Annotated in this window: 22 protein-coding genes; 8 read left to right on the forward strand and 14 right to left on the reverse strand. The window is 67.3% G+C overall.

All coding sequences use genetic code 11. The features are described from left to right. Positions 1-9: 9 nt before the first annotated feature. The 3 genes from ACNQR1_RS25305 to rpsB form a co-directional block, all read right to left on the reverse strand. Positions 10-864 (reverse strand): LLM class F420-dependent oxidoreductase, encoded by an 855-nt coding sequence (locus tag ACNQR1_RS25305; protein WP_418048407.1) that lies wholly within the window; start codon positions 862-864, stop codon positions 10-12. 186 nt (positions 865-1050) lie between these two features. Further along, a complete protein-coding gene (tsf, locus tag ACNQR1_RS25310; protein ID WP_418048408.1) occupies positions 1051-1878 on the reverse strand; it encodes a translation elongation factor Ts in 828 nt (275 codons plus the stop codon). Between the two features lie 18 nt (positions 1879-1896). Next, positions 1897-2727: a 30S ribosomal protein S2 gene (gene rpsB / locus ACNQR1_RS25315; RefSeq protein WP_090425122.1), complete on the reverse strand. Its 831-nt coding sequence runs from the start codon at positions 2725-2727 to the stop codon at positions 1897-1899. A gap of 318 nt (positions 2728-3045) precedes the next feature. On the opposite strand from rpsB, the gene ACNQR1_RS25320 reads away from it, so the two are divergent. Beyond that, a complete protein-coding gene (locus ACNQR1_RS25320) occupies positions 3046-3525 on the forward strand; it encodes a M23 family metallopeptidase (protein WP_418050493.1) in 480 nt (159 codons plus the stop codon). 8 nt (positions 3526-3533) lie between these two features. On the opposite strand, the gene ACNQR1_RS25325 is transcribed toward ACNQR1_RS25320, so the two are convergent. The 10 genes from ACNQR1_RS25325 to ACNQR1_RS25370 all read right to left on the reverse strand — a co-directional run bounded on the left by ACNQR1_RS25325 (position 3534) and on the right by ACNQR1_RS25370 (position 14421). Beyond that, on the reverse strand, positions 3534-4415 hold the full coding sequence (locus ACNQR1_RS25325) for an alpha/beta fold hydrolase (protein ID WP_418048409.1): 882 nt from the start codon (positions 4413-4415) through the stop codon (positions 3534-3536). A 30-nt stretch (positions 4416-4445) separates the two neighbouring features. Further along, a complete protein-coding gene (locus tag ACNQR1_RS25330) occupies positions 4446-5342 on the reverse strand; it encodes a tyrosine recombinase XerC (protein ID WP_418048410.1) in 897 nt (298 codons plus the stop codon). 68 nt (positions 5343-5410) lie between these two features. Continuing rightward, a complete protein-coding gene (locus ACNQR1_RS25335) occupies positions 5411-7333 on the reverse strand; it encodes an acyl-CoA dehydrogenase (RefSeq protein WP_418048411.1) in 1923 nt (640 codons plus the stop codon). Further along, positions 7330-8376, reverse strand: coding sequence for an oxygenase MpaB family protein (locus ACNQR1_RS25340; RefSeq protein ID WP_418048412.1), 1047 nt, complete (start codon positions 8374-8376; stop codon positions 7330-7332). The genes ACNQR1_RS25335 and ACNQR1_RS25340 overlap by 4 nt, the downstream gene beginning before the upstream one ends. Positions 8377-8398: 22 nt before the next feature. After that, the gene (locus ACNQR1_RS25345; protein ID WP_418048413.1) at positions 8399-9022 is read right to left on the reverse strand and encodes a TetR/AcrR family transcriptional regulator; all 624 of its coding nucleotides are present in this window, start codon (positions 9020-9022) and stop codon (positions 8399-8401) included. A 122-nt stretch (positions 9023-9144) separates the two neighbouring features. Further along, on the reverse strand, positions 9145-10305 hold the full coding sequence (locus tag ACNQR1_RS25350; protein WP_418048414.1) for a lactate 2-monooxygenase: 1161 nt from the start codon (positions 10303-10305) through the stop codon (positions 9145-9147). Positions 10306-10328: 23 nt separating this feature from the next. Then, positions 10329-11195: a siderophore-interacting protein gene (locus ACNQR1_RS25355; protein WP_418048415.1), complete on the reverse strand. Its 867-nt coding sequence runs from the start codon at positions 11193-11195 to the stop codon at positions 10329-10331. A 169-nt stretch (positions 11196-11364) separates the two neighbouring features. Beyond that, the gene (gene dprA / locus ACNQR1_RS25360) at positions 11365-12543 is read right to left on the reverse strand and encodes a DNA-processing protein DprA (RefSeq protein ID WP_418048416.1); all 1179 of its coding nucleotides are present in this window, start codon (positions 12541-12543) and stop codon (positions 11365-11367) included. Next, the gene (locus ACNQR1_RS25365) at positions 12540-14051 is read right to left on the reverse strand and encodes a YifB family Mg chelatase-like AAA ATPase (RefSeq protein WP_418048417.1); all 1512 of its coding nucleotides are present in this window, start codon (positions 14049-14051) and stop codon (positions 12540-12542) included. The genes dprA and ACNQR1_RS25365 overlap by 4 nt, the downstream gene beginning before the upstream one ends. Position 14052: 1 nt before the next feature. Further along, positions 14053-14421, reverse strand: a complete 369-nt coding sequence (locus tag ACNQR1_RS25370; RefSeq protein WP_418048418.1) for a YraN family protein — start codon at positions 14419-14421, stop codon at positions 14053-14055. Positions 14422-14586: 165 nt separating this feature from the next. On the opposite strand from ACNQR1_RS25370, the gene ACNQR1_RS25375 reads away from it, so the two are divergent. The 4 genes from ACNQR1_RS25375 to ACNQR1_RS25390 are packed head-to-tail and all read left to right on the forward strand — an operon-like array spanning position 14587 to position 20797. After that, the gene (locus tag ACNQR1_RS25375) at positions 14587-15603 is read left to right on the forward strand and encodes an iron ABC transporter substrate-binding protein (protein ID WP_418048419.1); all 1017 of its coding nucleotides are present in this window, start codon (positions 14587-14589) and stop codon (positions 15601-15603) included. After that, the gene (locus ACNQR1_RS25380) at positions 15604-17175 is read left to right on the forward strand and encodes an ABC transporter permease (RefSeq protein ID WP_418048420.1); all 1572 of its coding nucleotides are present in this window, start codon (positions 15604-15606) and stop codon (positions 17173-17175) included. A gap of 11 nt (positions 17176-17186) precedes the next feature. Then, positions 17187-18230, forward strand: coding sequence for an ABC transporter ATP-binding protein (locus ACNQR1_RS25385; protein WP_418050494.1), 1044 nt, complete (start codon positions 17187-17189; stop codon positions 18228-18230). Further along, the gene (locus ACNQR1_RS25390) at positions 18227-20797 is read left to right on the forward strand and encodes an AMP-binding protein (RefSeq protein WP_418048421.1); all 2571 of its coding nucleotides are present in this window, start codon (positions 18227-18229) and stop codon (positions 20795-20797) included. Before ACNQR1_RS25385 ends, ACNQR1_RS25390 begins: the two co-directional genes overlap by 4 nt. On the opposite strand, the gene ACNQR1_RS25395 is transcribed toward ACNQR1_RS25390, so the two are convergent. Beyond that, positions 20736-21221: a MarR family winged helix-turn-helix transcriptional regulator gene (locus tag ACNQR1_RS25395; RefSeq protein WP_418048422.1), complete on the reverse strand. Its 486-nt coding sequence runs from the start codon at positions 21219-21221 to the stop codon at positions 20736-20738. The genes ACNQR1_RS25390 and ACNQR1_RS25395 overlap by 62 nt on opposite strands. A gap of 140 nt (positions 21222-21361) precedes the next feature. On the opposite strand from ACNQR1_RS25395, the gene ACNQR1_RS25400 reads away from it, so the two are divergent. Genes ACNQR1_RS25400 through ACNQR1_RS25410 form a run of 3 tightly spaced genes read left to right on the forward strand, consistent with a single transcriptional unit; the run spans position 21362 to position 25024 of the window. Continuing rightward, positions 21362-22492 carry a spirocyclase AveC family protein gene (locus ACNQR1_RS25400; protein WP_418048423.1) on the forward strand — a complete coding sequence of 377 codons (1131 nt, stop codon included), beginning with the start codon at positions 21362-21364 and terminating at the stop codon, positions 22490-22492. 5 nt (positions 22493-22497) lie between these two features. Then, positions 22498-24207: a nitric oxide reductase activation protein NorD gene (locus ACNQR1_RS25405; protein WP_418048424.1), complete on the forward strand. Its 1710-nt coding sequence runs from the start codon at positions 22498-22500 to the stop codon at positions 24205-24207. Then, complete coding sequence (locus ACNQR1_RS25410; protein WP_418048425.1) at positions 24194-25024, forward strand: CbbQ/NirQ/NorQ/GpvN family protein; 831 nt, start codon at positions 24194-24196, stop codon at positions 25022-25024. The genes ACNQR1_RS25405 and ACNQR1_RS25410 overlap by 14 nt, the downstream gene beginning before the upstream one ends.

Genomic DNA, 25024 nt, shown 5'->3' on the forward strand with positions numbered 1-25024 from the left:
AAGCCGCCGTTATTGCGTCCGAGCCACGCTCTGCAGCGCGGCCAGATGCTCGTCGACGGTGCGTAGCCCGGCGCCCATGGTGTTCACCGTGACGTGGGTGGCTCCGGCGTCGGCCCACGCGGCGATGTCGGCCGCCGCCTTGTCCGGGTCGCCCACCCAGCCAACGCGGCCCTCCATACCGATGCTGGACGGATCGCGCTCGGCGGCTACGGCCGCGCGCTCAACCCGCGCACGTGCGTCCTCGAGCTCCGGGCCGGGCCCCACCATCGGGAACCAGCCGTCGCCCAGCCGACCGGCGCGCTCCAGCGCCCTCGCGGAGGCCGCTCCGAACCACACCGGGATCGGGCGCTGCACCGGCAGCGGCGCCAGGCCGGCGCCGGTCACCCGGTGGTAGCGACCCTCGAATGTCACCGACGATTCGGTCCACAGCCGGCGCATCAGCTCGACCTGCTCTTCCGACCGTTTGCCGCGGTTCCCGAAGTCTTCGCCGAGTGCCTCGTACTCGACCGCATTCCAGCCCAGCCCCACACCCAGGCGTAGCCGCCCGCCGGTGAGCAGGTCGACCTCGGCCGCTTGTTTTGCCACCAGCACGGCCTGGCGCTGCGGCAGGATGACCACTCCGGTCACGAGTTCCAGCGAGGTGACCGCGGCCAGATAACCGAACATCACCATGGGCTCGTGGAACGTGGTGTACAGGTCGTAGGGCCCCGCCCAGTCCCGGTGGACGGCCGGATCTGCGCCGACGACGTGGTCGTAGGCGAGGATGTGGGTGAAGCCCAGCTCTTCGACACGCTGGCCGTAGGCGCGCACGGCTCCCGGATCTCCACCGAGTTCCGTCTGCGGAAACACCACTCCTACGCGCATGTCACCTCCAACACCATTGGTACCTGCCACACTCCCACATCGGCAAAGCCTCTTGCCCCTGCGTGAGCAACTACCCGGCACCGACCATGTCACGAATGAACAAAACCCCGCACTTTCCGGGATCGCCGGAATGAGCGCGGGGTTTTGCGACGGGCAGTATCGTGTGCCGCCCGAGTCTTCTGGTGCTTAGGCCTGACCGACCTCGAACCGCACGAAGCGGGTCACGGTGACGCCGGCCTCGTCCAGCAGGGCCTTGACGGTCTTCTTGTTGTCAGACACCGACGGCTGGTCGAGCAGGACGACGTCCTTGTAGTAGCCGGTGACTCGACCTTCGACGATCTTGGGCAGAGCCTGCTCGGGCTTGCCCTCTTCCTTCGCGGTCTGCTCGGCGATACGACGCTCGTTGGCGACGATGTCCTCGGGCACGTCCTCACGGGTGAGGTACTTGGCCTTGAGCGCGGCGATCTGCAGGGCGACCGCGTGCGCGGCCTCCTTGCCCTTGTCCGCGTCGCCGGCGGTGTACTCGACCAGCACGCCGACGGCCGGCGGCAGGTCCGCAGCCCGCTTGTGCAGGTAGGTCTCGACCGTGCCGTCGAAGTAGGCGGCCCGACGCAGCTCGAGCTTCTCGCCGATCTTGGCGCTCAGGTCCGCGATGGCCTGCTCGACGGTGGTGTCGCCGACCTTGGCGGCCTTGAGGGCGTCCACGTCGCCGGCCTTCGCAGCGGCAGCGGCCGCGACGACCTGGTCGGCGAGCTCCTGGAATTCGGCGTTCTTGGCGACGAAGTCGGTCTCGGAGTTGAGCTCGATCAGCGCGCCGTCCTTGGCCGCGACCAGACCCTCGGCAGTGGCACGCTCAGCGCGCTTGCCGACGTCCTTGGCACCCTTGATACGAAGCAGCTCGACAGCCTTGTCGAAGTCGCCGCCGGCCTCGACCAGAGCGTTCTTCGAGTCGAGCATGCCGGCGCCAGTCAGCTCCCGCAGTCGCTTGACGTCGGCAGCGGTGTAGTTAGCCATTTAAAGACTTCTCCTGGATTACGAAGCGTCAGTGGATGTTTCGGGTGCAGCAGCAGCCTCGCCCTCAGCGGTACCGGCAGTCGCGCCGGCCAGCAGCTCCTGCTCCCACTCGGCGAGCGGCTCAGCGCCCTCGGTGTCCTGCTTCTCACCGGCACCCTGGCCGGCGCGAGCCTGCAGGCCCTCGGCCACCGCGGAGGCGACGACCTTGGTCAGCAGGGCAGCCGAACGGATGGCGTCGTCATTGCCCGGGATCGGGTAGTTGACCTGATCGGGATCGCAGTTGGTGTCCAGGATCGCGATGACCGGGATACCCAGCTTGATGGCCTCGTTGACCGCCAGGTGCTCCTTGTTGGTGTCGACGACCCAGATGGCCGAGGGCACCTTCTGCATGTCCCGGATACCACCGAGGCTGCGCTCAAGCTTGTTCTTCTCACGCGTGAGCATGAGGATTTCCTTCTTGGTGCGACCCTCGAAGCCACCGGTCTGCTCCATGGCCTCGAGCTCCTTGAGGCGCTGCAGGCGCTTGTGCACGGTGGAGAAGTTGGTGAGCATGCCGCCCAGCCAGCGCTGGTTCACGTAGGGCATGCCGACGCGGGTGGCCTCTTCGGCGATCGACTCCTGCGCCTGCTTCTTGGTGCCGACGAACAGGACGGTGCCACCGTGGGCGACCGTCTCCTTGACGAACTCGTAGGCCTTGTCGATGTAGGTCAGCGTCTGCTGCAGGTCGATGATGTAGATGCCATTGCGGTCGGTGAAGATGAACCGCTTCATCTTGGGGTTCCAGCGCCGGGTCTGATGCCCGAAGTGGGCGCCGCTGTCCAGCAGCTGCTTCATGGTTACAACAGCCATGAGTAGATGGTTCCTTTGTATGTCGGTTGTCGCCCGGCGTCGGGTGATGCCAGGCCCTGGTGCCCGCTGGTTGCCGAACCCGATCTGGGAAATCCCAGGTCAGGACCGTCGGCATCCGGGTACGACCCCGTTGAGGCAGTCGAATGCGCAGACACGCGAAGTCAGCCCGCTAGCGAGCTGCGGGTAGAAGTTTACACGCTGAACAGGGGTGCTTTTACCACGCGGCAAAGAGGGGCGCATTCATCCACAGCTGCGGTTTCAGGGCTTCCGCACGGCGCGGAGCGGCACTGAACTGAGGTGGTGAGGTTTGCCGCGACGATGCTGGTGCTGACCGTGGTCGGGGCGTGGCCGGGCTCCGCCCACGCCGAAGGCGCGCGGCTGCACTGGCCGATATCTCCACGACCGGTTGTGACCAGGGATTTCGATGCCCCCTCCCCCAATTGGAACCGCGGTCACCGGGGTGTCGACCTGGCGGCCGCACCCCGGCAACCCGTCTATGCCGCAGGCCCGGGCACCGTGGTGTTCGCCGGCGTGCTGGCGGGCCGCCCGGTGGTCTCGCTGGCCCACCCCGGTGGGCTACGGACCAGCTACGAACCCGTTCAGGCCGCCGTGCGGCCCGGTCAGACGGTGAGCGGAGGCCAGCTGCTCGGCACGCTCCTGGCCGGTCATCCCGGTTGTGGGGCGGCGGCGTGCCTGCACTGGGGTGCGATGTGGGGTGCCGCGGCCCGGGCCGACTACGTCGATCCGCTCGGGTTGCTGGCCGAGACTCCGGTCCGGCTCAAGCCGCTGCATCCTTGACAATGCGCTCAAGCTGCTGCGTTGATGTCCCGCAGGAATCCGCGGATCGCGTCGAGCACGCCGTCCGGCCGGTCGCGCTGGACCCAGTGTCCGGCGCCGTCGACGACCGTCAGGCGCGCATCCGGGATCAGCTCGGCTGCGGCGCGGGCTCGCCCGACGGGAACACCGGGGTCACGATCGCCGTGGATGACGAGCGCAGGGCACCTCATTTCGACCAGCCGCGGCGTGTAGTCGGTGCGCAGCAGGTTCCACCGGACCTGGTCGCGTTGCCACTGTTCGAACGCGTGGAATCCGTCGGGTTGTGCCGCCGCGGTCATGATCTCGTCCATCAACGCGTCGGTCAGCTGTTCTGGATCCCTGATCAGCGCGTGCATGCTGTGGGTCATCGCCGCCCGGTTGGTGCCGACCCAACGAGTCACCGCACCCAGCAGACCCGTGCGAAGCGTCGCCCAGGTGACCAGCTGACGGGCGCCCGACAGCGGTCCGTCCGACAGCCGCGGCATGATGCCGTAGCTGCCCAGCAGCATCGCTCCGGCGACCCGGTCCGGACGGTCCAGCACGTGGCCGATCGTCATGCCACCGCCCAGCGACAACCCGCCGATCACATAGCTGTTCAACTCCATCCCGTCGACGAACTCCGCCACGTAGCCGACCAGCCGGTCCTGAGTCGCCTGCCATCGGGCCGGCGGACTCTGGCCGTAGCCGGGGTGGTCCGGCGCGATGACGCGATAACCCGCTTCGGCCAGCCGCGGGCCGATGCCGCCCCAGGACAACGAGGCGTTGTCCACGCCGCCGCCGTGCAGCAACACCACGGTCGACGTGGGGTGGTGCGGCGCCCAGCTGAGATACGAGACGGGTCCGGACGGCAGATCCACGACGGATCGGATCACAGCTTCTCCTGGCCCTGGCATGCGGCGACGTCAGGCTCGCGGGTGGGCCTGGTCGTGCACTGCGCGCAGTCGTTCGACGGTGACATGGGTGTAGAGCTGCGTGGTGGCCAACGAGGTGTGCCCGAGCAACTCCTGCACGACGCGGAGGTCGGCGCCACCTTCGAGCAGGTGGGTGGCCGCACTGTGCCGCAGCCCGTGCGGTCCGATGTCGGGGGCTCCGTCGACGGCAGAGACCGTCTGGTGCACGACCGTGCGGGCCTGACGCGGATCGAGTCTCTTCCCGCGGGCCCCGAGCAACAGTGCCGGGCCGGAATCGGCAGTCGCCAGGGCGGGACGGCCGTCGGCGAGCCAGGCCCTCAACGCGGCGTGTGCGGGTTCTCCGAAGGGGACCGTGCGCTGCTTGTTGCCTTTACCCAGCACCTGCAGCACCCGGCGTGAAGTGTCGAGGTCGTCGATGTCCAGCCCGCACAACTCGCTGACCCGGATCCCGGTGGCGTAGAGCATCTCCACGATCAGCCGGTCCCTCAGTGCCAGCGGATCACCTTCGCGGGCAGCGGAATTGATCGCTTCCATGGCGTCGATGGCCTGATCGCGACGCAGCACCGCGGGCAGGGTGCGGTGCGCCTTGGGTACCTGTAACCGGGCCGCGGCATCGTCGGGTAGCAATCCCCGCCGGGCCGCCCAGGTGCAGAAGGTCTTGACCGTGGAGGTCCGCCGCGCCAGCGTGGTCCGGGCCGCTCCGGCCGCGGACTGGCCGGCCAGCCAGGACCGCAGCCTCGGCAGGGTCACGGTGTCCAGACCACCGCCGGTGAAGTCGAACAACGCCACCAGGTCACCCCGGTACGCCCGTCGGGTGTGCTCCGACCTGCCGCACTGCAGCGCCAGGTATTCGTCGAACTCGGCGAGCACATCTTGGACTGCGGGCACGGTGCCACCGTGGCAGAAGTGGGCCCGGCCCGCACCCGACGCGCCGGGCCGCTACCGTCGCGTGACCATCACGGGTTCATCTCGTAGCGGCCGGACAGTCCGCGCACAGCTGCCACCACACGACCGCGGCGCGCGGCGTCGGCCACGGGCTGCTTGACGATGTCGAGAGCGCGCTGCTGTTGCACCGCGGAGGCGTCCGGATGGCAGTGCAGCTTGGTCGCGTGCGTGGACATGTCGGTGACGAGCACCTCGAAGAGCTGATCGATCAGATCGGGGTCGATCGCCTCGATCTCCGCCTGCTCCAGGATCAGCTGGGCGTACGGGATCAGGGTGAACATCTCGCCGATCGCGAACAGGAAGTCGACGTTGCGTTGTTGATCCGCGGTGGGCGTCGCCACCGCGAGCAGGGTCTGCACCGCCCGGGCCTGGTCGAGGAAGACCGCGACATTCGGCGTCGAGGAGAACCGGCGCAGCACCGACTGCCAGTCGCCGAACCTGATTTTCGCCAACCCGCTGCTGGGCCCCTGCCGGAACAAGAAGTCGTCATCGGCCGCATCCCTGCGCGTCGGAATCTCCGGGACCTCGGCCAGTAGCGCTTTGAGTTGTGGAATGCGTTGCGCCACAGGCGACCCTGCGATAGCGCCGCCGGCCGCACGCAAACCACCGGCGAGCACGCTCACCAGCGGTGCCGGGGCCCGGCCGACCGGTAATGCGGACAGCGCCACAAGTCCGACGCTGGACGCGCCGAACATGTAGTTCTGCATGAACTTCAGCGACAGCGCCATGTTGACGTGCACCGTGCCCTCCAGCCGCGGCAAGCCGGTGAGCCCCAGCAGCGCCATGGTGAAGTACATGTCGGATTCGAACGCCCGGGCCGCGATGGTGTCGGCGAGCAACGTCACGATCTTCTCGCCCTCGCGGGTGACGTTCATCTTCTCGATCGCGTTGAACAACAGGTAGCGCCGGTCGTCCGGGCTTGCACTGCGCATGTAGTCGACGGCCCGCTCGCTGTAGAGCTTCATCCCGATCAAGCGGGCGTAGCCGTCGGCGAGCATGCGGCGGATCTGCGGGAACTCGGTGACCCGCTGGCCGAACAGCACACGGTTCTCGGCATGGGTGACGGCCTCGTACATGGCATGCTCGCAGGCCCCGATCGCCCCGAACCCGAGGTTGAACTTGCCGATGTTGACGGTGTTGATCGCTGCGTTGAACGCCGCCTTGCCCTCGTGCAGGATGTCGTCGGCACTGACCGGATAGTCCTCCAGGTCGAACGCCGCGACGTACATCTGGCCGTCGACGACATTCTTGCGCAGGTGGTAGTTCGAGTGCTGGCTGTCGGCCGCGAAGAACAGGTACCCCTCGAAGTCCTGGGCGGGACGGCGCCGGTCGAGATCAGCACTGTCGATGATCGGTTTGTCGGAGCGACGGCCGAACACCGAGACCATGCCGGCCAGGTTGCCGTTGCCGATGTAGTACTTGCCGCCGGTCGCGGTGTACGAGCCGTCGGCGCCGGGGGTCAGCACCATGTCGGTCGAATACACGTCGGCGCCGTGGGCTTGCTCCGACAGTCCGAAGGCGAAGATCTCCCCCGAATCCAGCAGGGCGGCAGCCTTTTTGCGCGCCACGGTGTTCTCCGACTGCCAGATCGGCCCGAGACCGAGAATCGTGACCTGCCAGACGTACCAGTACTGCATGCCGTAGAACCCGAGGATCTGGCTGTACATGGCGTTGCGTGCGGTGTCCCAGCGCTTGTCCGGATCCCCGCCGGCCTCCGACGCCGGGGTCAGGAACGTCGCGAAGATGCCCTCCCGCTTGACCAGATCGAGAAAGTCGCTGTACCAGACCCGATCCCGGTCCTGCTGCTTGAGCCAACGCTTACCGTGGGACTCGAAGAACTCGATGGTGGCCCTGAAGATCTCCCGGGTTCTGGTGTCGAACTGGCCGAAGTCGGTCCGGTTCGGGTCGAACAGGACATCGGATCGTGCGGTCACGCCAAACTCCCTAGGTAGGACTGAGATTCGATGAGGCCCTCGTCGCTGGGCAGTTGTCCCTGCCCGAACACCCGCTCGTACTGGCGGGCCCGCAACTCCTTGTGCGCTTCGGCGGGTTTGACGTACCCGTAGCGCCTGCGGCCTTCTTCAGGGCTGAGCACTTCGTCCGAGCGCGGTGCAATGCCCATGATGTAGGGGCCTGCGATGGGCACCACCGACGGCGCAATGATCTTGGCCACCAAAAGCTTCAGCCGCGGTACCCGGTCGACTATGCCGAACCCGAGCTTGAGCACCGGCCGCACCGCCAGGTCCACCACGCGTGGCTGGTCGAATCCACTGAGCCGGCGCATCCACCGCGGCATGGTCGCAATGGTGCCGGCACGGAGGAACCAGTTGAGAATCTCCACGACCGGCTTCGCGATCCGCGGCGCGGGCGGCAACACCACCTTGGCGTTGAGGAGGTGGTCCATCATCGCGCGGGCCGCCTCGCTGACCGCGAGGTGTGGCCGCATCTGCTCGAAGTACTCGTTGATGCCGTCACGGGTCCGGGGGACGTCAGCCGGATCGCAGGTCTGGAACTCGGCGGCCCGGGCACAGTCCTGCCAGTAGCGGGCCTCTTCGTCGGTCGTGAGTTTTCCGCCGCCGTACAGTTCGTAGGCCTTGAGCACCGAATGCCAGCCGGTGAGCAGGATCCACAGCTGCGACCGGGGATCGTTGGCGTCGTACCTGTTGCCGCTCAGCGGTTCGGTGCCAATGGCTTTCGAGTGGACTTTCACCAGCACATCGGCGGTCTTGAGCACCGATTCGGTGTCGGCGAAAGCGACCATCGCGAAGTACCGCACGGTCCGGTCGTAACGGGTGCGAGGCCGGTCGTAGTTGGCGCCGGTGGTGTCGACCGCGGCGATCAGGGCCGGGTCGAGTTCCTCGACCACCACGGCGCGCTGCAGTCCGATGATCGGTGTGGTCGCGTGACCCCAGACCTTCCAGGTCACCGACCCCGGCCCGAAGAATCCGTAGTCAGCCATCGGCTGGAGATCAGACATGTGACAACTCCTCTGTTCTGGATCAGGCGGCGCGAAACGCCCGGTAGGTGGCCGATCCGATGAATTCACCCAATGTGGTTGGGGTCCAGTTTTTTCCGTCGTCTTGCAACAAGGTCCGCACCGCGCCTTCACAGGTGGACACGAACTGCTCGACCAGCACAGGCAGCTTCTTGTCGGCATCGGTGGTGCCCCACCGTTCCAGCGTGGGCGCCAGCCGTCGGGAGACCTTGCCGACCATCAGCGCGCGACCGCTACGGAAGTGTTTGGCCACGGCCGGGTCCGGGTCGGCACTCATCACGAGCCGCCAGGAGTCGGGCCGACCGGCCACCGTCTCCAGCAGCGCCTGGAAGCCGTCGACGAAGACGGTTTCGTCGGCATCCGCACGCCCGTAGGGCAGCGCGTCGATCGCCCCCTGGACCAGTAGCGCCAGCTCCCGCTCGAGCAAGGCCCTCAGCAATTCCACCCGGTGGGGGAAGCACGAGTACACCACCGGCCGGGTGACCTTGAGTCGCTGCGCCACCGCGCCGATCGTGACCGCAGCGACCCCCTCGGTCACCGCAATCGCCAGGGCCGCATCCAGCACCTGGGGGCGCCGCCGCTCGGGCCCCAGATGTGCGGCCCTCCCGCGGACGGTTTCTACACTCATGAAGGAAAATGCTACACCGATGAATAATCGTGACGCCAGAGCTGTCCACCTGGGATTTTGCGTTTCTTTGTCACGTCGGCGTGGCTGTCAGCCCCCAGCGCCACGCCAGCGTGACAAGACGGTCAGTCGACCCGGTGCAGTGCCTCGGGCGTGAGATCGGCCAGCGTCGGGTACCCGTCGACCCCCATGATCAGGTCGGCCTCGGCGAGCAGCGACCGCAGCACGTGCACGATGCCGTCGGCGCCACCCAGTGCCAGCCCGTAGGCATACGGCCGGCCCACGCCCACCGCGGTCGCGCCCAATGCGAGTGCCTTGACGATGTCGGCGCCGTTGCGGATACCCGAGTCGAACAACACCGGCAGCCCGTCGGCCGCCTCGACCACCCCCGGCAGGCAGTCGATCGCGGGCAGGCCGCCATTGGCTTGGCGCCCACCGTGATTCGAGCAGTAGATACCGTCGACGCCACCGTCCTTGGCCCGCCGGACGTCATCGGGATGGCAGATGCCCTTGAGGATCAGCGGCAGCTTGGTCAGCGACCGCAGCCACGGCAGGTCGTCCCAGGTGAGCGGATTGCCGAACAGGCTGACCCAGCGCAGCACGGTTGCCTGCGGGTTCTCCTCGGGCGGTTGTTGCAGGCCGGCGCGGAACACCGGATCGCTGGTGTAGTTGGCCAGGCACTTGCCGCGCAACTGCGGGAAGTTCGAGGTGGCCAGATCCCGGGGCCGCCAACCCGGCACCCAGGTGTCGAGCGTGACGACGATGCCCTTGAATCCGGCCTTCTCGGCGCGCTGCACCAGGCTGGCCGCCAGATCCTTGTCGGTCGGGGTGTAGAGCTGGAAAAAGCCCGGGGTGTCACCGAATTCGGCCGCAACATCTTCGAGCGGGTCCTCGGTGAGAGTCGACAGCACCATCGGGACTCCGGTGCGGGCGGCGGCCCGTGCGCCGGCCAGGTCACCGTGACCGTCCTGCCCGCAGATCCCCAGCACGCCGATGGGGGCCATGAACAACGGCGTGGGCAACGTGAGCCCGAACAGGTCGACAGACAGATCGCGTTCCCGGTGCGCGTTGAGCATGCGCGGCATCAGACCCCACCGGTCGAACGCGGTGCGGTTGACCTGTTGGGTGCGCTCGTCACCGGCCCCGCCGGCCACATACGACCAGATCGAGGCGGGCATAGCCGCCTGGGCCTTGGACTCCAGTCCCGCGTAGTCCATCGGCATGGTCGGCAGCACGCCCGACAGCCCCTGCAGGTAGATCTCGAGTTGATAGTCGCCGTAGGCCATGACGGCTACCTTGCCATCTGGCCTCAGCCCGCGGTGTCGGCCTCCGCTTTCGCCAGCTCGGCCTTCCACTGCCGGAAGGTCTCCTCGGTGCGCCCGCGGCGCCAGTAACCGGAGATCGACGCGGCCCATTTCGCCGCGACGCCGCGCTCCTTGCGGATGTAGGGGCGCAGGTTGTGCATGACGGCCTGAGCCTCGCCGTGGATGAACACCTGCACCTGGCCCGGCAGCCAGTCCGCCTCCTTGACCGCCGCGATCAGCGGTGCGTTGTCTCCGGCCTTGTCGTCGCCGACCAGATCCGCGCGGCCACCGCGGTGGATCCAGTTGACCTCGACGCCGGCCGGAGCGGTCAGCTCGATCTCGTCCTCATCGCCGGCGACCTCGATGAAAACTTTGCCGGTCGCATCCGCGGGCAAGGACTCCAGGGCCGCACCGATGGCCGGCAGAGCCGCCTCGTCACCTGCCAGCAGATGCCAGTCGGCAGCCGGGTCCGGGGTATAGGCCCCACTGGGTCCCATCAGGTAGGCCGGTTGGCCCGGCACGGCGGCCGCCGCCCAGGGCGCGGCCACGCCTTGCTCACCGTGCACGACGAAGTCGATGGTGATCTCGCCGCGTTCCTTGTCGAAGGTGCGCACGGTGTAGGTCCGCACCGCGGGGCGCAGCTCAACGGGCAACTCCTGAAAGCTGTCCAGCGTCAACGGTTTCGGCAGGGTCGACACATCCACGACAGCAGGAACGACGACGACCTTGACGTAGGCGTCGCTGAAGTCATTGGGCGAGAACGTGTCGAAGCCGGTCCCCTCACCTGATCCACCCAGCACCAACCTGACCATATGAGGGGTCAGCTGCTCGCGATGCACCACCTGGAATGTGTGCACTGGTCGTCCTGCCATGGCGCCTCCAAAGATCATCTGCCGCTCGGTTATCAGCCGCCTCATCGACTATACGGAGACCCGTGGCCGGCCTGGGCGCTACGAAAATCGGGCCTGCGGTCTCCCCTGGGCCGCGGCCGGCCGTTCCTGCAGCAAGGCCGTCCCATCGCGGCGAGGTCTGTGCGCAAGTTCAGGCGGATACCTGTTCGTCCCCTGCTGGCCCGGGAGCTGGGGGCCGACCCCGGCGCCTACGGGCGATCCGCCAGCATCCATCGGCGCTCTCGACCAGGCCGGCCAGTTCCAACATCGTCAGCGGCCCCAGCACCTGGTGCGCCGGCAGGGCAGCCAGGATCGCGATCTCGTCCACGGTGTGGACACCGCGCGCCGGCAAGGCGTCGTAGACCTGTTTCTCGACCGCCGCGAGCCCGTCGAGGGGGGTAGCCGGATGCTCCGGTTCCGCGGCCAGTTCGCCTACCCGGCCGACGAGTTCGACGATCTGCTCGGCCCGGTCGACCAGGTCAGCACCATTCCGCAGCAGCGCATGGCAGCCCGCCGACGCAGCCGAGGTCACCGGACCCGGAACGGCACACACCGATCGGCCCAGCGCCTTGGCCCAGGCCGCGGTATTGGCCGCGCCGCTACGCAAACCGGCCTCCACCACCACCGTCGCCCCGGAAAGGGCGGCCACCAAACGGTTGCGGGTGAGGAACCGCAACCGGCCCGGCGCCGTCCCGGGCGGGTACTCGCTGATCAACAGACAATCCTGGCGAATCCGGTGGAACAGTGCGCTGTGTCCGGCCGGGTACGGGTTGTCCAAGCCACCGGCCACGATCGCGACCGTCACACCCTCACACGCCAACGCTGCGCGGTGCGCGGCTCCATCGATGCCGTAGGCCCCACCGGACACCACCGCCACGTCCCGTCCGACCAGACCGGCGGCCAACTCGGCGGCGACGTGCTCGCCGTAGGCGGTGGCCGCGCGGGTGCCGACGATCGCCGCGGCCCGCTCGGCCGCCTCGTCGAGGCGCACGGGCCCGACCGCCCACAACACCAACGGCGGGTGTCCGTTCGACCGTTTGAGTGCCTCACCCCCGCGCAGAGCCCGGAATCGCAGCAGCGGCCACTCGTCGTCATCGGGCGTGATCAACCGCCCGTCCATTCTGTCGAGCACATCCAGGTCCGCTGCCGCACAATCGAATTCCCGGCGTGCCTCGACTCGGCGCAGCACGGCCGCATCGACGTCACCGGCTTTGATCCGGTCGGCCGCCTCGACCGGGCCGACCTGCGTGACCAAGGCCGTCACCTGCGGGCACGGCGGTTCGACCACCCGCGACAGATACGCCCATGCGCGCCGCACCTCGTCGGTCATGACACACCGCCGGCCTGCCGGAAGCTCAACGCGGCGGCGACGTCCTCATGGGCGGGCATGGTCCGTCCGCTCAGATCCGCCAGCGTCCAGGCCACCCTCAGACACCGGTCGGCACCGCGCATGCTGATCACGCCACGGTCGAGTGCGGACTGCAACGGCCCCATCGCAGCTTTGGCCAGTCGGAATTCTCGGCGCAGCAGCGAGCCGCTGACCTCGGCATTGGTGGCGATCCCATACGGTTTCCACCGTTCATTGGCGGCGAGGCGCGCTGCGGCGACGCGCTCGCGCACCGCTGCACTGGACTCGCCCGACTGCGGCATGAAGGCCCCCGCACTCACCGGGTACAGCTCTACCCGCAGGTCGACGCGATCCACCAGTGGGCCCGACAACTTGCCCCGGTACCGGAGTTTGGCTTGGGCGGAGCAGACGCAGTCGGCCGAATTGGGCGGCGCGCAAGGGCACGGGTTCGCCGCCAGAACCAGTTGAAACCGTGCCGGATAACAGGCTACCCCGTCGCGGCGGGCCAACCGGATCTCGCCGTCCTCCAACGGAGTTCGTAACGCTTCCAGGGCACTGGACCCCATCTCGGCGAATTCGTCGAGGAACAACACGCCACGGTGTGCCCGGCTGACCGCTCCGGGCCGCGCGAACCCACTTCCGCCTCCGACCAGTGCGGCGACGCTCGAAGTGTGGTGCGGAGCCACAAACGGTGGCCGGGTGATCAACGGTGTGTCCCCCGCCAACAGTCCCGCCACCGAATGGACCGCTGTCACCTCAAGCGATTCAGCCGACGACAGCGGCGGCAGTAGCCCCGGGAGCCGTTGCGCCAGCATTGTTTTCCCGATCCCCGGTGGTCCGGTGAGCATCAGGTGATGGGCACCCGCTGCCGCCACCTCGACGGCGTAGCGGGCCTGGCCCTGCCCGACCACGTCGGCGAGGTCTGCAGTCGGCTCCGGTGCCCGCCCTGGCGCAGCGAGCCGGGCCTGGAGATCCCCCTTGCCGTCGAGCCAGGCCTGAAGTTGCCGCAACGTCCCCACGCCGCGCACCTCGATGCCGTCGACCAGGCTGGCCTCGGCCAGGTTGTCGACGGGCACCACCACCACGGGCCAGCCCTCCTGCTTGGCGGCCAGGACCGCAGGCAACACACCGTGCACCGGCCGGACCCGGCCGTCGAGGGCGAGCTCACCGAGCAGCACCGACTTCTCCAGCCGCGCCCAGGCCGTCTTGGTGTGCGCCGAGAGCACCGCCGCCGCCAGCGCCACGTCGTAGACCGAGCCGACCTTGCGCAGCGTGGCCGGCGACAAGGCCAACGTGAGGCGCGACATGGGCCACTCGTTGCCGCAGTTGGTGATCGCCGCCCGCACCCGATCCCGTGATTCCTGCAGGGCGGCGTCTGGCAGCCCCACCAGGTTCACGCTGGGCAGCCCCGAGGTGATGTCTGCCTCGATCTCCACGATCACGCCGTCCACCCCGCGAATCGCCACCGAATATGCTCTCCCCAAACCCATTTCAGCTCACCCCCTTGAGGTGCGTCAGCTCCGGTTCTCGGCGCCGGCCCAGGCGCACCCCGATCACGTCGATGCGCAGTGCCGCGAAGTGTGCATCCTGCTCGGCCAGCCACAGCGCCGCCAGCCGCCGGATCCGGCGCACCTTCTGTGCCGTGACCGCTTCGGCCAGGCCGCCGAAGCCGTCCCCGGTGCGGGTCTTCACCTCGACGAAGACCACGGTGTTGGTGGCGGCCTCTTCGGCGATCACGTCGAGCTCGCCGTAGCGACACCGCCAGTTGCGCGTCAACGTGCGCAACCCCAGTGCCGCCAGATGCTCGACCGCCAACTGTTCACCCAGTGCGCCGATCTCGGCCCGTGTCAGAGAACTCATGCCCACACCGTGGTGACACCCTCCGACACGATCAGCTCGGTCAGGCGGAGTTATCCCCAGCGTCGATTTCATCCACAGGCGGCGGACCGTTGCAGCTCTCTCGGCGAGCCCACCCCGGTAGTGTCCCTTAGGTGATGCTCAGCTAATACCGAGAGGATTCACTTGATGCTCACACGTTGGAGCCGCCGGGTTGCTGTTGTCCTGTCTGCCGTTGCCCTGACCGTCGGCCTGGTGGCGTGTTCCGGTTCGGGCTCTGACGAGCTGCTCATCTACAACGCCCAGCACGAATCCCTCACCAAGGAATGGATCGACGCGTTCACCAAGGAGACCGGGATCAAGGTCACCTACCGGCAGGGCGGCGACACCGAGCTCGGCAACCAGCTGGTGGCCGAGGGCAACGCCTCGCCCGCCGATGTGTTCCTCACCGAGAACTCCCCGGCGATGGCTGCCGTCGAGAAGGCCGGGCTGTTCGCCGACGTCGGGCAGCCGACTCTCGACCAGGTCCCGGCCCAGTTCCGGCCGTCGTCGGGCAAGTGGACCGGCGTGGCGGCGCGCTCGACTGTCTTCGTCTACAACAAGGCCAAGCTCCCGGTCGACCGGCTGCCGCAATCGATCATGGATCTGCAGCAGCCGCAGTGGAAGGGCCGATGGGGTGCACCGCCGGCCAAGGCGGATTTCCAGGCGATCGTCGCGGCCATCCTCGAGCTCAAAGGCGAGCAGGCCACCGCGCAATGGCTGGCCGGCTTGAAGACCAATGCCGTTGTGCTCCAGGACAATATCGCCACGCTACGCGCCGTCAACGACGGGCAGATCGACGGCGGGATCATCTACCACTACTACTGGTTCCGCGATCAGGCCAAGACCAAGGAGATCAGCGGCAACACCGCGCTGCACTACTTCAAGAACCAAGATCCCGGAGCTTTCGTCAGCCTGTCCGGCGGCGGCGTGCTGAAATCCAGCAAGAAGCAGGACCAGGCGCAGCAGTTCCTGCGGTTCGTCACCGGCAAGTCCGGGCAGGAGGTGCTGCAGAAGGGCACCTCGTTCGAATATCCCGTCGCCAGTGGCGTCGCCGCCAACCCGGCCCTGCCCCCGTTGGACACGTTGCAGGCTCCGGCGGTCAACCCGTCCACCCTCGATGCCGCCAAGGTCACCGACCTGATGACAAAGGCTGGCTTGCTGTAATTGGTCGCGACAGAAGCACCGCCCGCTCAGCCGGTCGCGCAACGTCCGGCCGGCGCCAGGCCGGGCCCGGCGCTGAGCACTGCCGTGGTGCTGTTGCTGGCGGCCACCTTCATCCCGCTGGGTTACGTCGCCTGGTCCGTGATCAGCACCGGTCCGGGCCGGGTGATCGAGCTGGTGGTGCGACCACGCGTCGGAGAACTCCTGCTCAACACCGTGGGTCTGGTGGTGATCACCGTACCGGTGTGCGTGGTGCTCGGGGTCGGTGCGGCCTGGCTGGTTGAGCGCACCGATCTGCCAGGACGCACGTGGTGGCGGCCGGTGTTCGTCGCGCCGCTGGCGGTTCCGGCATTCGTCAACAGCTACGCCTGGGTCAGCGTGCTGCCGACGCTGCACGGGATGCCGGCAGGCATTCTGATCGCGACGCTGTCGTACTTCCCGTTCGTCTACGTGCCCGCCGCGGCCACCCTGCGCCGTATCGATCCGGCGCTGGAGGACTCGGCCCGGGCGCTGGGATCCGGATCGTCGGGAGTGTTCTTTCGGGTGGTGCTGCCGCAGCTACGCCTGGCGATCCTGGGCGGCGCCCTGTTGATCGGCGTCCACCTGCTCGCCGAGTACGGCGCGTTCGCGATGATCCGTTTCTCGACCTTCACCACCGCGATCTTCGACCAGTTCCAGGCCACCTTCGACGGGGCCGCCGGCGCCACCCTGGCCGCCGTCCTGGTCCTGTTGTGCCTGCTGCTTTTGGTCGCCGAAGCCGCGGCCCGCGGCAACGCCCGGTTCGCCCGGATCGGTTCCGGTGCCCAGCGCGCCGGCACACCAATGCGCCTGGGCCGCACCACGTTGCCTGCCACCGCCGGGCTGCTGGTGCTGGCCGCGCTGGCGTTGGGGGTGCCGTTGTGGACGCTGACGCGCTGGCTCTGGATCGGCGGCGCGCAGGTGTGGGAGCTCGAAGAGATCGGCAGCGCACTGGCTCAGACGGCAACGCTGGCCGCCGTTGCCGCGGTGCTGACGACCGTGCTGGCCTTCCCGTTCGCATGGGTCGCCGTTCGCTACAGCGGTCTGCTGGCCCGCTCGATCGAGGGCGCCAACTTCATCACCAGCTCGATGCCCGGCATCGTCACCGCGCTCGCCCTGGTCACCGTGGCCATCCGCTATGCTCCCCCGCTCTATCAGACTGCGGCGCTGGTGATCTGCGCCTACGTGCTGCTGTTCTTGCCGCGCGCGCTGGTCAGCCTGCGGTCCGGCCTGGCGCAGGTGCCGCCGTCGGTGGAAGAGGCGTCCCGCTCGCTCGGCGCTTCGCCTGCGCGCACGTTCGTGCGAGTCACCCTCCGGCTGACCGCCCCGGCCGCCGCTGCCGGCGCCTCGCTGGTATTCGTCTCGGTCGCAACAGAATTGACCGCGACGCTGCTGCTGGCACCCACCGGCACCCGCACCCTCGCGATGAGATTCTGGTCGTTGAGTAGCGAACTCGACTACGCCGCTGCGGCACCGTACGCCCTGATGCTGATCGCGCTGTCGATCCCGGTGACCTTGATGTTGTTGCGCCAGTCGACGAAGGTGGCTGCCCTGTGACCGACGACGTTATGCAGGTACGTGGACTGCACAAGTCCTTCAACGGCACTGTGGTGCTCGACGGCATCGACCTCACCCTGACGCCGGGCACCATCACCGCGGTGGTCGGATCGTCCGGCTGCGGCAAGACCACGCTGCTGCGGGTGATCGCCGGCTTCGAATCCCCCGACGCGGGCACCGTGACCATCGCCGGACGCCAGATGGCAAGCGCCACAAACACTGTCGCCCCACATCGCCGTGATGTCGGGTATGTGGCGCAGGACGGCGCGTTGTTCCCGCACCTCACGGTGGCCCAGAACGTGGCCTACGGTCTGCGCGAGCGGGGTGCCGCGGCCCGGGCCAGGGTCGGCGAGCTGCTGGACACCGTGTCCCTGGATTCCTCGTACGCGCAGCGCCGGCCACACCAGCTCTCCGGCGGCCAGCAGCAGCGCGTCGCACTTGCCCGCGCCCTGGCCCGCCGGCCGGTGGTCATGCTGCTCGACGAGCCGTTCAGCGCCCTGGACACGGGGCTGCGCGCGGCCACCCGCAAGTCCGTGGCCCGGGCGTTGTCCGACACCGGGGTGACCACCCTGATCGTGACGCACGACCAGGAGGAGGCGCTGTCGATCTCCGATCAGGTCGCGGTGATGCGCGAGGGCAGGTTCACCCAGGTCGGAACACCCGAGCAGGTGTACCGCCAACCCGCCGACCGGTTCACCGCCGAGTTCCTCGGAGATTGCATCACGGTCCCCGGCACCGTCACCTCCGGATGGGCCGACAGCGCGCTGGGCCGCATCCCGGTCCAGGCCGGCGCCGCCGACGGTCCGTGCACACTGGTACTGCGCCCTGAACAGCTTGTCGCCACGGCGATTTCGGACAGCGCCGATGACACCGAAGCGGCGGCCGCCGTGGGGACTGTGGTCGCCACCGAGTTCCTCGGCCACGACGTGCTGCTCACCATCGAACCGCCGGCGGCCGGTGAGCCCATCGTCGTGCGGCAGCACAGCCTCAATCCGCCGGCCTGCGACACCAAGGTGCGGATCGACGTGCGTGGCGCGGGAACGGCATTGCCTTGAGCCACATCGCCGAGGCGTTGCGCGCGCACGATGACCGGATCGCAGTGGTGACCGAGACCGAGCAGGTCAGCTACTCGACCCTCGCCGATCTGGTGGCGCAGGCCGCGACGGCGCTGGGCACCGAACGACGACTGGTGCTCCTCGAAGCTCGCAACGACCTGCCCGCCCTGGTGCACTACCTGGGTGCCCTCGCCGGCGGCCATGTAGCCCTGCCCGTCCCCGCGGGCGGCGATCACCACGAGATCCTACGGACCTACTCCCCCGATACCGTGATCGACGCCGCGGGCATCCACCACCGGCGCATCCACAGCACGCACCGACTTCACGACGACCTCGCGCTGCTGATGTCGACCTCGGGCAGCACCGGGTCACCGAAGCTGGTCCGCCTGTCGCGCACCAACCTGGCCAGCAACGCCGCCGCCATCGCCGAGTACCTCGGCATCAGTGAAACCGACCGGGCCGCAACCACCTTGCCGCTGTCGTACTGCTACGGGCTTTCGGTGGTCAACAGCCACCTGCTGCGCGGCGCAGGGCTGATCCTCACGGAACGCTCGGTGGTCGACGACGAGTTCTGGGACCTGTTCACCCGCCACCGTGGCACCACCCTCGCCGGTGTGCCCCACACCTTCGAGCTGCTCGACCGCATCGGCTTCGACACCAGGGACCTCCCCCACCTGCGGTACATCACCCAGGCCGGCGGGCAGATGGCAGCCGAGCACGTGCGCCGGTACGCAGCGCTGGGGCGAGACCGCGGCTGGCAGCTGTTCGTGATGTACGGCGCCACGGAAGCGACCGCCCGGATGGCCTATCTGCCTCCGGAATTGGCCATGTCACACCCCGGAGCCATCGGTCGTCCCATCCCTGGTGGCAGCCTGTCCATCCGCCCGGGCGCCGCGTGGCCCGCCGGCACCGGCGAACTGGTCTACCGCGGAGCCAATGTGATGCTCGGGTACGCCGACCGAGCCGAGGATCTGGCCCTGGGCGCCACCGTGAATGAGCTGTGCACCGGCGACATCGCCCGGTGCACAGCTGACGGGCTGTACGAGATCGTCGGCCGCAGTAGCCGGTTCGTGAAGCTGTTCGGGCTGCGCATCGATCTGGATTGTCTACAGACCACGCTGGCCGAACGTGGGCTGACGGCGTTGTGCGCCGAAGACGGCGAAACGCTTACGGTGGCAGCCATCGACACGGGTACCGTCACCGCCGGCGAAGTGCAGCAGTTGACCGCGACCCTGGCGGGTGTGCCCGCCGGCGCGGTGCGTGCTGTGCTCGTCGCCGAACTGCCCCGGTTGGTTTCGGGCAAGCCCGACTACGCCGCGGTGCGCACGCGTGCCGCCGAACCGCCTGTGACCGCCGTCGCGGACCTGAGGGATCTGTTCGCCGAGGTTCTGCATGTCCCCGCCGCTTCCATCGACCGCGACGCGAGTTTCGTCGACCTCGGGGGCAACTCGTTGTCCTATGTGGCGATGTCGGTGCGGCTGGAACGCGCCCTGGGCCGGCTGCCGACGGATTGGCACCGGATGACGCTGCGGGACATGGAGCACCACTGCGCGCTCCGACCACACCGATGGGCCACCGTCGAAACCAGCGTCGCCCTGCGCGCCGCGGCCATTTTGCTCATCGTCGGCTCACACGCCGAGTTGTTCGCACTGTGGGGCGGTGCGCACATCCTGCTCGGGGTGGCCGGCTACAACTTCGGCCGGTTCTGCCTGGCTCCCGTCCCGCGGTCGACGCGGTTGCGCCACCTGCGCAACACGCTCGCCTGGATCGCGGTGCCCTCCATCGCCTGGGTCGCCGTCGCGTTGGTCCTGACCGACGATTACCACGCGTCGAACCTGTTGCTGGCCAACAAGTTCCTCGGACCGCACGACAGCATGACCGCCGGGCGGTTGTGGTTCGTCGAGGTGCTGTTCTGGATCCTGGTGGCGTTGACCGCGGTGTGCGCGCTGCCGGGCGCACACCGGCTGGAGCGGCGGCGTCCCTTCGCCTTCGCCGCGGCGTTCCTGGCATTGGGGCTGGTATTGCGGTACGACCTGGCTGGATTCGGGCTGGGCCGCGAGGCCTGGTTCACAGTGCTGGCGTTCTGGTTCTTCGCGGCCGGATGGGCGGCGGCCAAGGCCACGGCCACCTGGCAGCGGATGATCGTCACGGCGGTGCTGGCGGTCGGCGTGCACGGCTACTTCAACAACAGTGGCCGAGAAACCCTGGTGCTGGCCGGATTCGCACTGTTGATCTGGTTACCCGCGGTGCGCTGTCCCGCAATCGTGGCGACTGGTTGCGGTCTGCTCGCCGAGGCGTCGCTGTACACGTACCTGACCCACTATCAGGTCTATCCGTTGTTCGGCGACCACAGGGTGCTCGGTGTGTCGGTCGCTCTGATCGTGGGTATCGCACTCACACATCTGGTCAACGCGGCCCGGAACTACGTCGCATCTGTTGCCGCCGGCTCGGACCAGGGAACTGACCTTCGATTGTGGGGCACATCCATGACCCGACGGTTCTCGATCAAGAGGCGTCGTCGGCCTTGCGATGCGGATTGGGAACTGAGGACTGCGGAACGCCGCTGAGCTTGCGGAGCGTGGCGATGCAGGCATGAAGTTCTTCGAGGGCCACGCCGGCCGCCTTGGCGCTGAAGAAGTCGTGCAACTGGCGCAGTGACTTCTTTTGCGCGCCGGCGCCTCGACGGGTCGCCTCGATGCGGACGCCCCGCCGGTCGTCGTTCGATGGCGTCCGTCGCAACAGGCCTGCGGCGACGAGCTTGTCGATGTCTGAGGTGATCGTGCTCGGCAATACGTTGAGGTAGTCGATGAGCATGCCGGGACGGTCGAGCCCGGCATGGACCAGGAAGATGATGCCCAGTGCCCGCTCGGAGATTCCGTACTCACGAGCCACAGGCGTGGTGAGGGTTGAAATCATGCGCCGGATGTCTGTCGCGGCACCGAGAAAGTCCACGATGTCGCTGTCGTCGGCAGCTCCGATGGTGTCAGCCACGACGCCATACCCTACCTGGCCTCGCGTTCCAGGGCCGATATCCAACCAATAGTTCATTATCTGAAATATGTGCGCTACTGTCTTACTCGGGCGGGGTAAACCTCGCGCGTCACCTGTCACGGGAAACAGTGCGGAGTGCTATGAAGCCATCAACTCGTGTCCACCAACCTTCGGTAGCCGACCATGACGGACGCTTGCGTGCGCCGCTGTCCTGGAAGGCCTTCACCTGTTGGGTGATGGTTGCTGCGGTGGGGGTCGTCATTCTGGTGACCGCGGAGAAGAATGGGCCGGCCTCGCCCGAGAACGCGAATCCAGCGGGCGCAGGCAAACCATCTCCGGTGCAACCACTGTGGTCCAGCATCGATTTCGTCTTGTGGGGGCAGATATTGGGCGCACTGCTCCTCGCCGTCACGATCGTTGCTTCGGTGGTGGTTTGGAGGCGGCATCCCGGGCATCCGGTCATCCTGATGATCCTCGCGTCCAGCACCCTTTTCTGGTGGGACCCGATCAACAACTGGGCGATCGGCCTGGTCTACAACCCGGACCTGTGGCACTTCCCCCGAGATTGGCCGTGGCTCAACATCTCTCCGGTGATCGAACCGTTGACGTCAGTGATCTATGCACCATATGTCCTGCTGCCCTATTTCCTGGCCATGCCGATCCTGCGGGCACTACAGCGACGTCGAGGCCCTGACGCGTTCGTTTGGCGCCACCCACTGATCTCGATAGCTGTGCTGACATTCGCCATCGGCGTGATGTGGGATGCCGCCCAAGAGATCCTGCTCACACGCACCCAGTTCCTCACCTATAGCCACGTGGTCGAATTCGGCTCTATCGACGTGGGCAAGAACAGTCAGTTCCCGCTTTTGATGGCCAGCGTGCTCATCACGGTCATCATGATCCCGGCGTCGATTCTGTTGTATCGGGACGACACCGGAAAATCGCAGGCCGACAAGATCGCCCAACGACTGCCATTGCACAATCGTCGACCCAAGCTGGCGACGTTTCTGGTGATGGCGATCATCCTGAACGTCGCGATGATGAGTTTCAGCTCAGCATTCTGGCTGGCACGTACGACGGGAGCGGCCTCCGTCGTCGCCTGCCCGTGGCCCTACCCAGAGGCCAAGACCTGGGATCCACGCGGATACTACCAATCTCAGGGCGCCCCAGGACCATTCGCGGCCGGGAAAGGCAGCACGTGGCAGATCGGGCAACCCGACGGCCGGCCTACGGATATCACCACGGAGTCCAACCGCTGCAATCCCCGGTGACTGCCGTGGCGGCGGAGCCAGGCCATGACCGCACGCCGCACGTGCACAACATGCTTGCATCGGCGGTCGCCGGCCGACCGGTCGAGGTGGTGGCCGGCAGACCGGGCGAGCAGGCGTGGTCCGACGGCCACACCATCACGCTCAGTCTCAGCGAGGATCCGCGAAAGGCCATCGAGGCGGTGGTGGTGCACTCAGCACTGATCGGCGCGGGCAGCCTTTCGTCCGAGCTGATGCGATCCCTGCTGTGGCACAGTCGATTACGCCGCAGATATCTGAAGATTGAGGGGCCGCGGGCCGTCGCCGAACTGCGAGATCTTCTGCCGCGGTCACTCGCCTACATGATTCGCGACGACATCGCACGGCTCAGCGACTCACCGGCAGCCTCTCTCGCCCTCGCACGCACCGGTTCAGCCTTCCCGGAGTCCGGTCTGTATCTGGGAGCAATTCGGCCACGCCAGGTACTGGCGGCGCTGCCCACTGATGCGGCAACTCCCGAGTGCCGAGACTCGGGCGAGCGCAGCGCCGCCGCCGCCGCCGAAGGGTCGACACATCCAGTGCCGCCGACCCAGATGCCCGACGACAGTTTCTTCTTCTCCGCCGCAAACGGCTCTCTACTGATGGGGCGCCTCCTGCGCGCATTGTTGCGTGGAGCAGGCCTGGCCGGTACGGACGGGCCGGTCGGGGGACGGTCGATGTCGCAGCTGAGTGCAGCGGGGCACGCGCGCTCCACAGCGGTGATCGGGACCAAGGTCGCGGACGATCCCGTTACATCGCCATCCGGCAGAGGGTTTCGGTATCCGGAGTGGGATTCAAGGAGCGGACGCTACCGGCCCGAGTGGTGCACTGTGCGCGTGGTCGAGTCCGATGACCGCCCGCAAGGTTCGATGGTCAACCCTGATCTGGGTATGCGACGGCCACTGTCTCGGCTGGGTACCGGTTTCGGGATCCGCCGTCGGCAGCCCTACGGAGACGACATCGACCTCGACGCCGCCGTCGAGGACCGGGTTTGCGCACTCACTACACAGGAATCTGACGGAGCATTTTATCTCGCGACGGGCCGCGATCGTCGTGATCTGTCTGCGCTGATCCTCCTCGACATCTCGGGGTCAACCGCCGAGCCCGGCGTCGGGCGAGTTCGGATCCATGACCACCAACGAATCGCGGTTGCAGCGCTGGCGACGACCATGCAGCGGCTCGGTGACCGCGTTGCCGTATACGCCTGTTCCTCACACGGACGACACAACGTCCGGCTGACAACGTTGAAGACGTTTGCCGAATGCAACGAGCGTTCTCTGCTCGCCCGCCTGAATCAGCTAGAACCTTGTGGATACTCACGATTGGGTGCCGCGATCCGGCACGGCGCCAGCATCATCAACCAAAGTGGGGGCACCACCCGACGCCTGCTGATCGTTGTCTCGGACGGCCTGGCGTTCGATCACGGATACGACCTGGATCACGGCGCCCGAGATCTTCGAAAGGCACTCGCCGAAGTACGCAGCCGCGGTACCGGGTGTCTGTGCCTGACGGTGGGCGCCACGGCTCCGTCAGAGGATCTGCCACTCGTCTTCGGCACCGCGGCCTACGCCGCAGTCCCCCGGCCCGATCAGCTGGCGCCGGTCATCGCCACCCTCTGCCAAGCGGCTCTGCGTACCGCGGAAGTCCGCCGAAACCAGTCAGGACACCGAAAGGACCATCGATCTGATGCCGACGCCTAACGCTGCCATTGACACATCCCGCGCCGTGGCGCGTCCGTTCTACCACGCCGTCGGCAATGAAGAACGAGTGTTCGCAGCCGCTTTCCGACAACAACTGCCCGTAATGCTCAAGGGGCCGACCGGCTGCGGCAAGACACGCTTCGTCGAGGCGATGGCTCATGAGATGGGACGCCCGCTGATCACCGTGGCGTGTCACGACGACCTCACCACCGCCGACCTCGTCGGGCGGTTCTTGTTGCGTGGCGGGGAAACCGAATGGGTCGACGGCCCGCTGACGCGCGCGGTTCGCGAAGGTGCGATCTGCTATCTCGATGAGGTGGTGGAGGCCCGGCAGGACACCACAGTGGTGCTTCATCCCCTCGCCGATCACCGCCGCACACTGCCGATCGAACGACTTGGTGAAACACTCACCGCTGCAGCAGAATTCTGCCTGGTCGTCTCCTACAATCCGGGCTACCAGAGCGTTCTCAAAGATCTCAAAGATTCCAGCCGCCAGCGCATGGTCGCCATCGAATTCGACTATCCAGAACAAGATGTAGAACGGATCATCGTGCAGCGTGAAAGCGGCATCGGTGCCCACGTGGCCGAGGATCTAGTCCGGCTTGCCCAGGCGATCCGCCGCCTTGACGGTGCCGGGCTCAGAGAGGTTGCCTCGACCCGCGTGCTGATTGCCGCAGCCCGCCTTGCCCAGGCCGGCCTGTCGGTGCGTGAGGCTGCCGAGGCTGCCATCGTCGCGCCACTGACCGACGACCACGCCGTGGGCTCCAGCCTTCGGCAGTTGCTCGAGGTCTATCTGGCGGGCCAACCTCGCAACTGA

This window comes from Mycobacterium sp. 48b (assembly GCF_048282725.1).
Lineage (GTDB): Bacteria > Actinomycetota > Actinomycetes > Mycobacteriales > Mycobacteriaceae > Mycobacterium.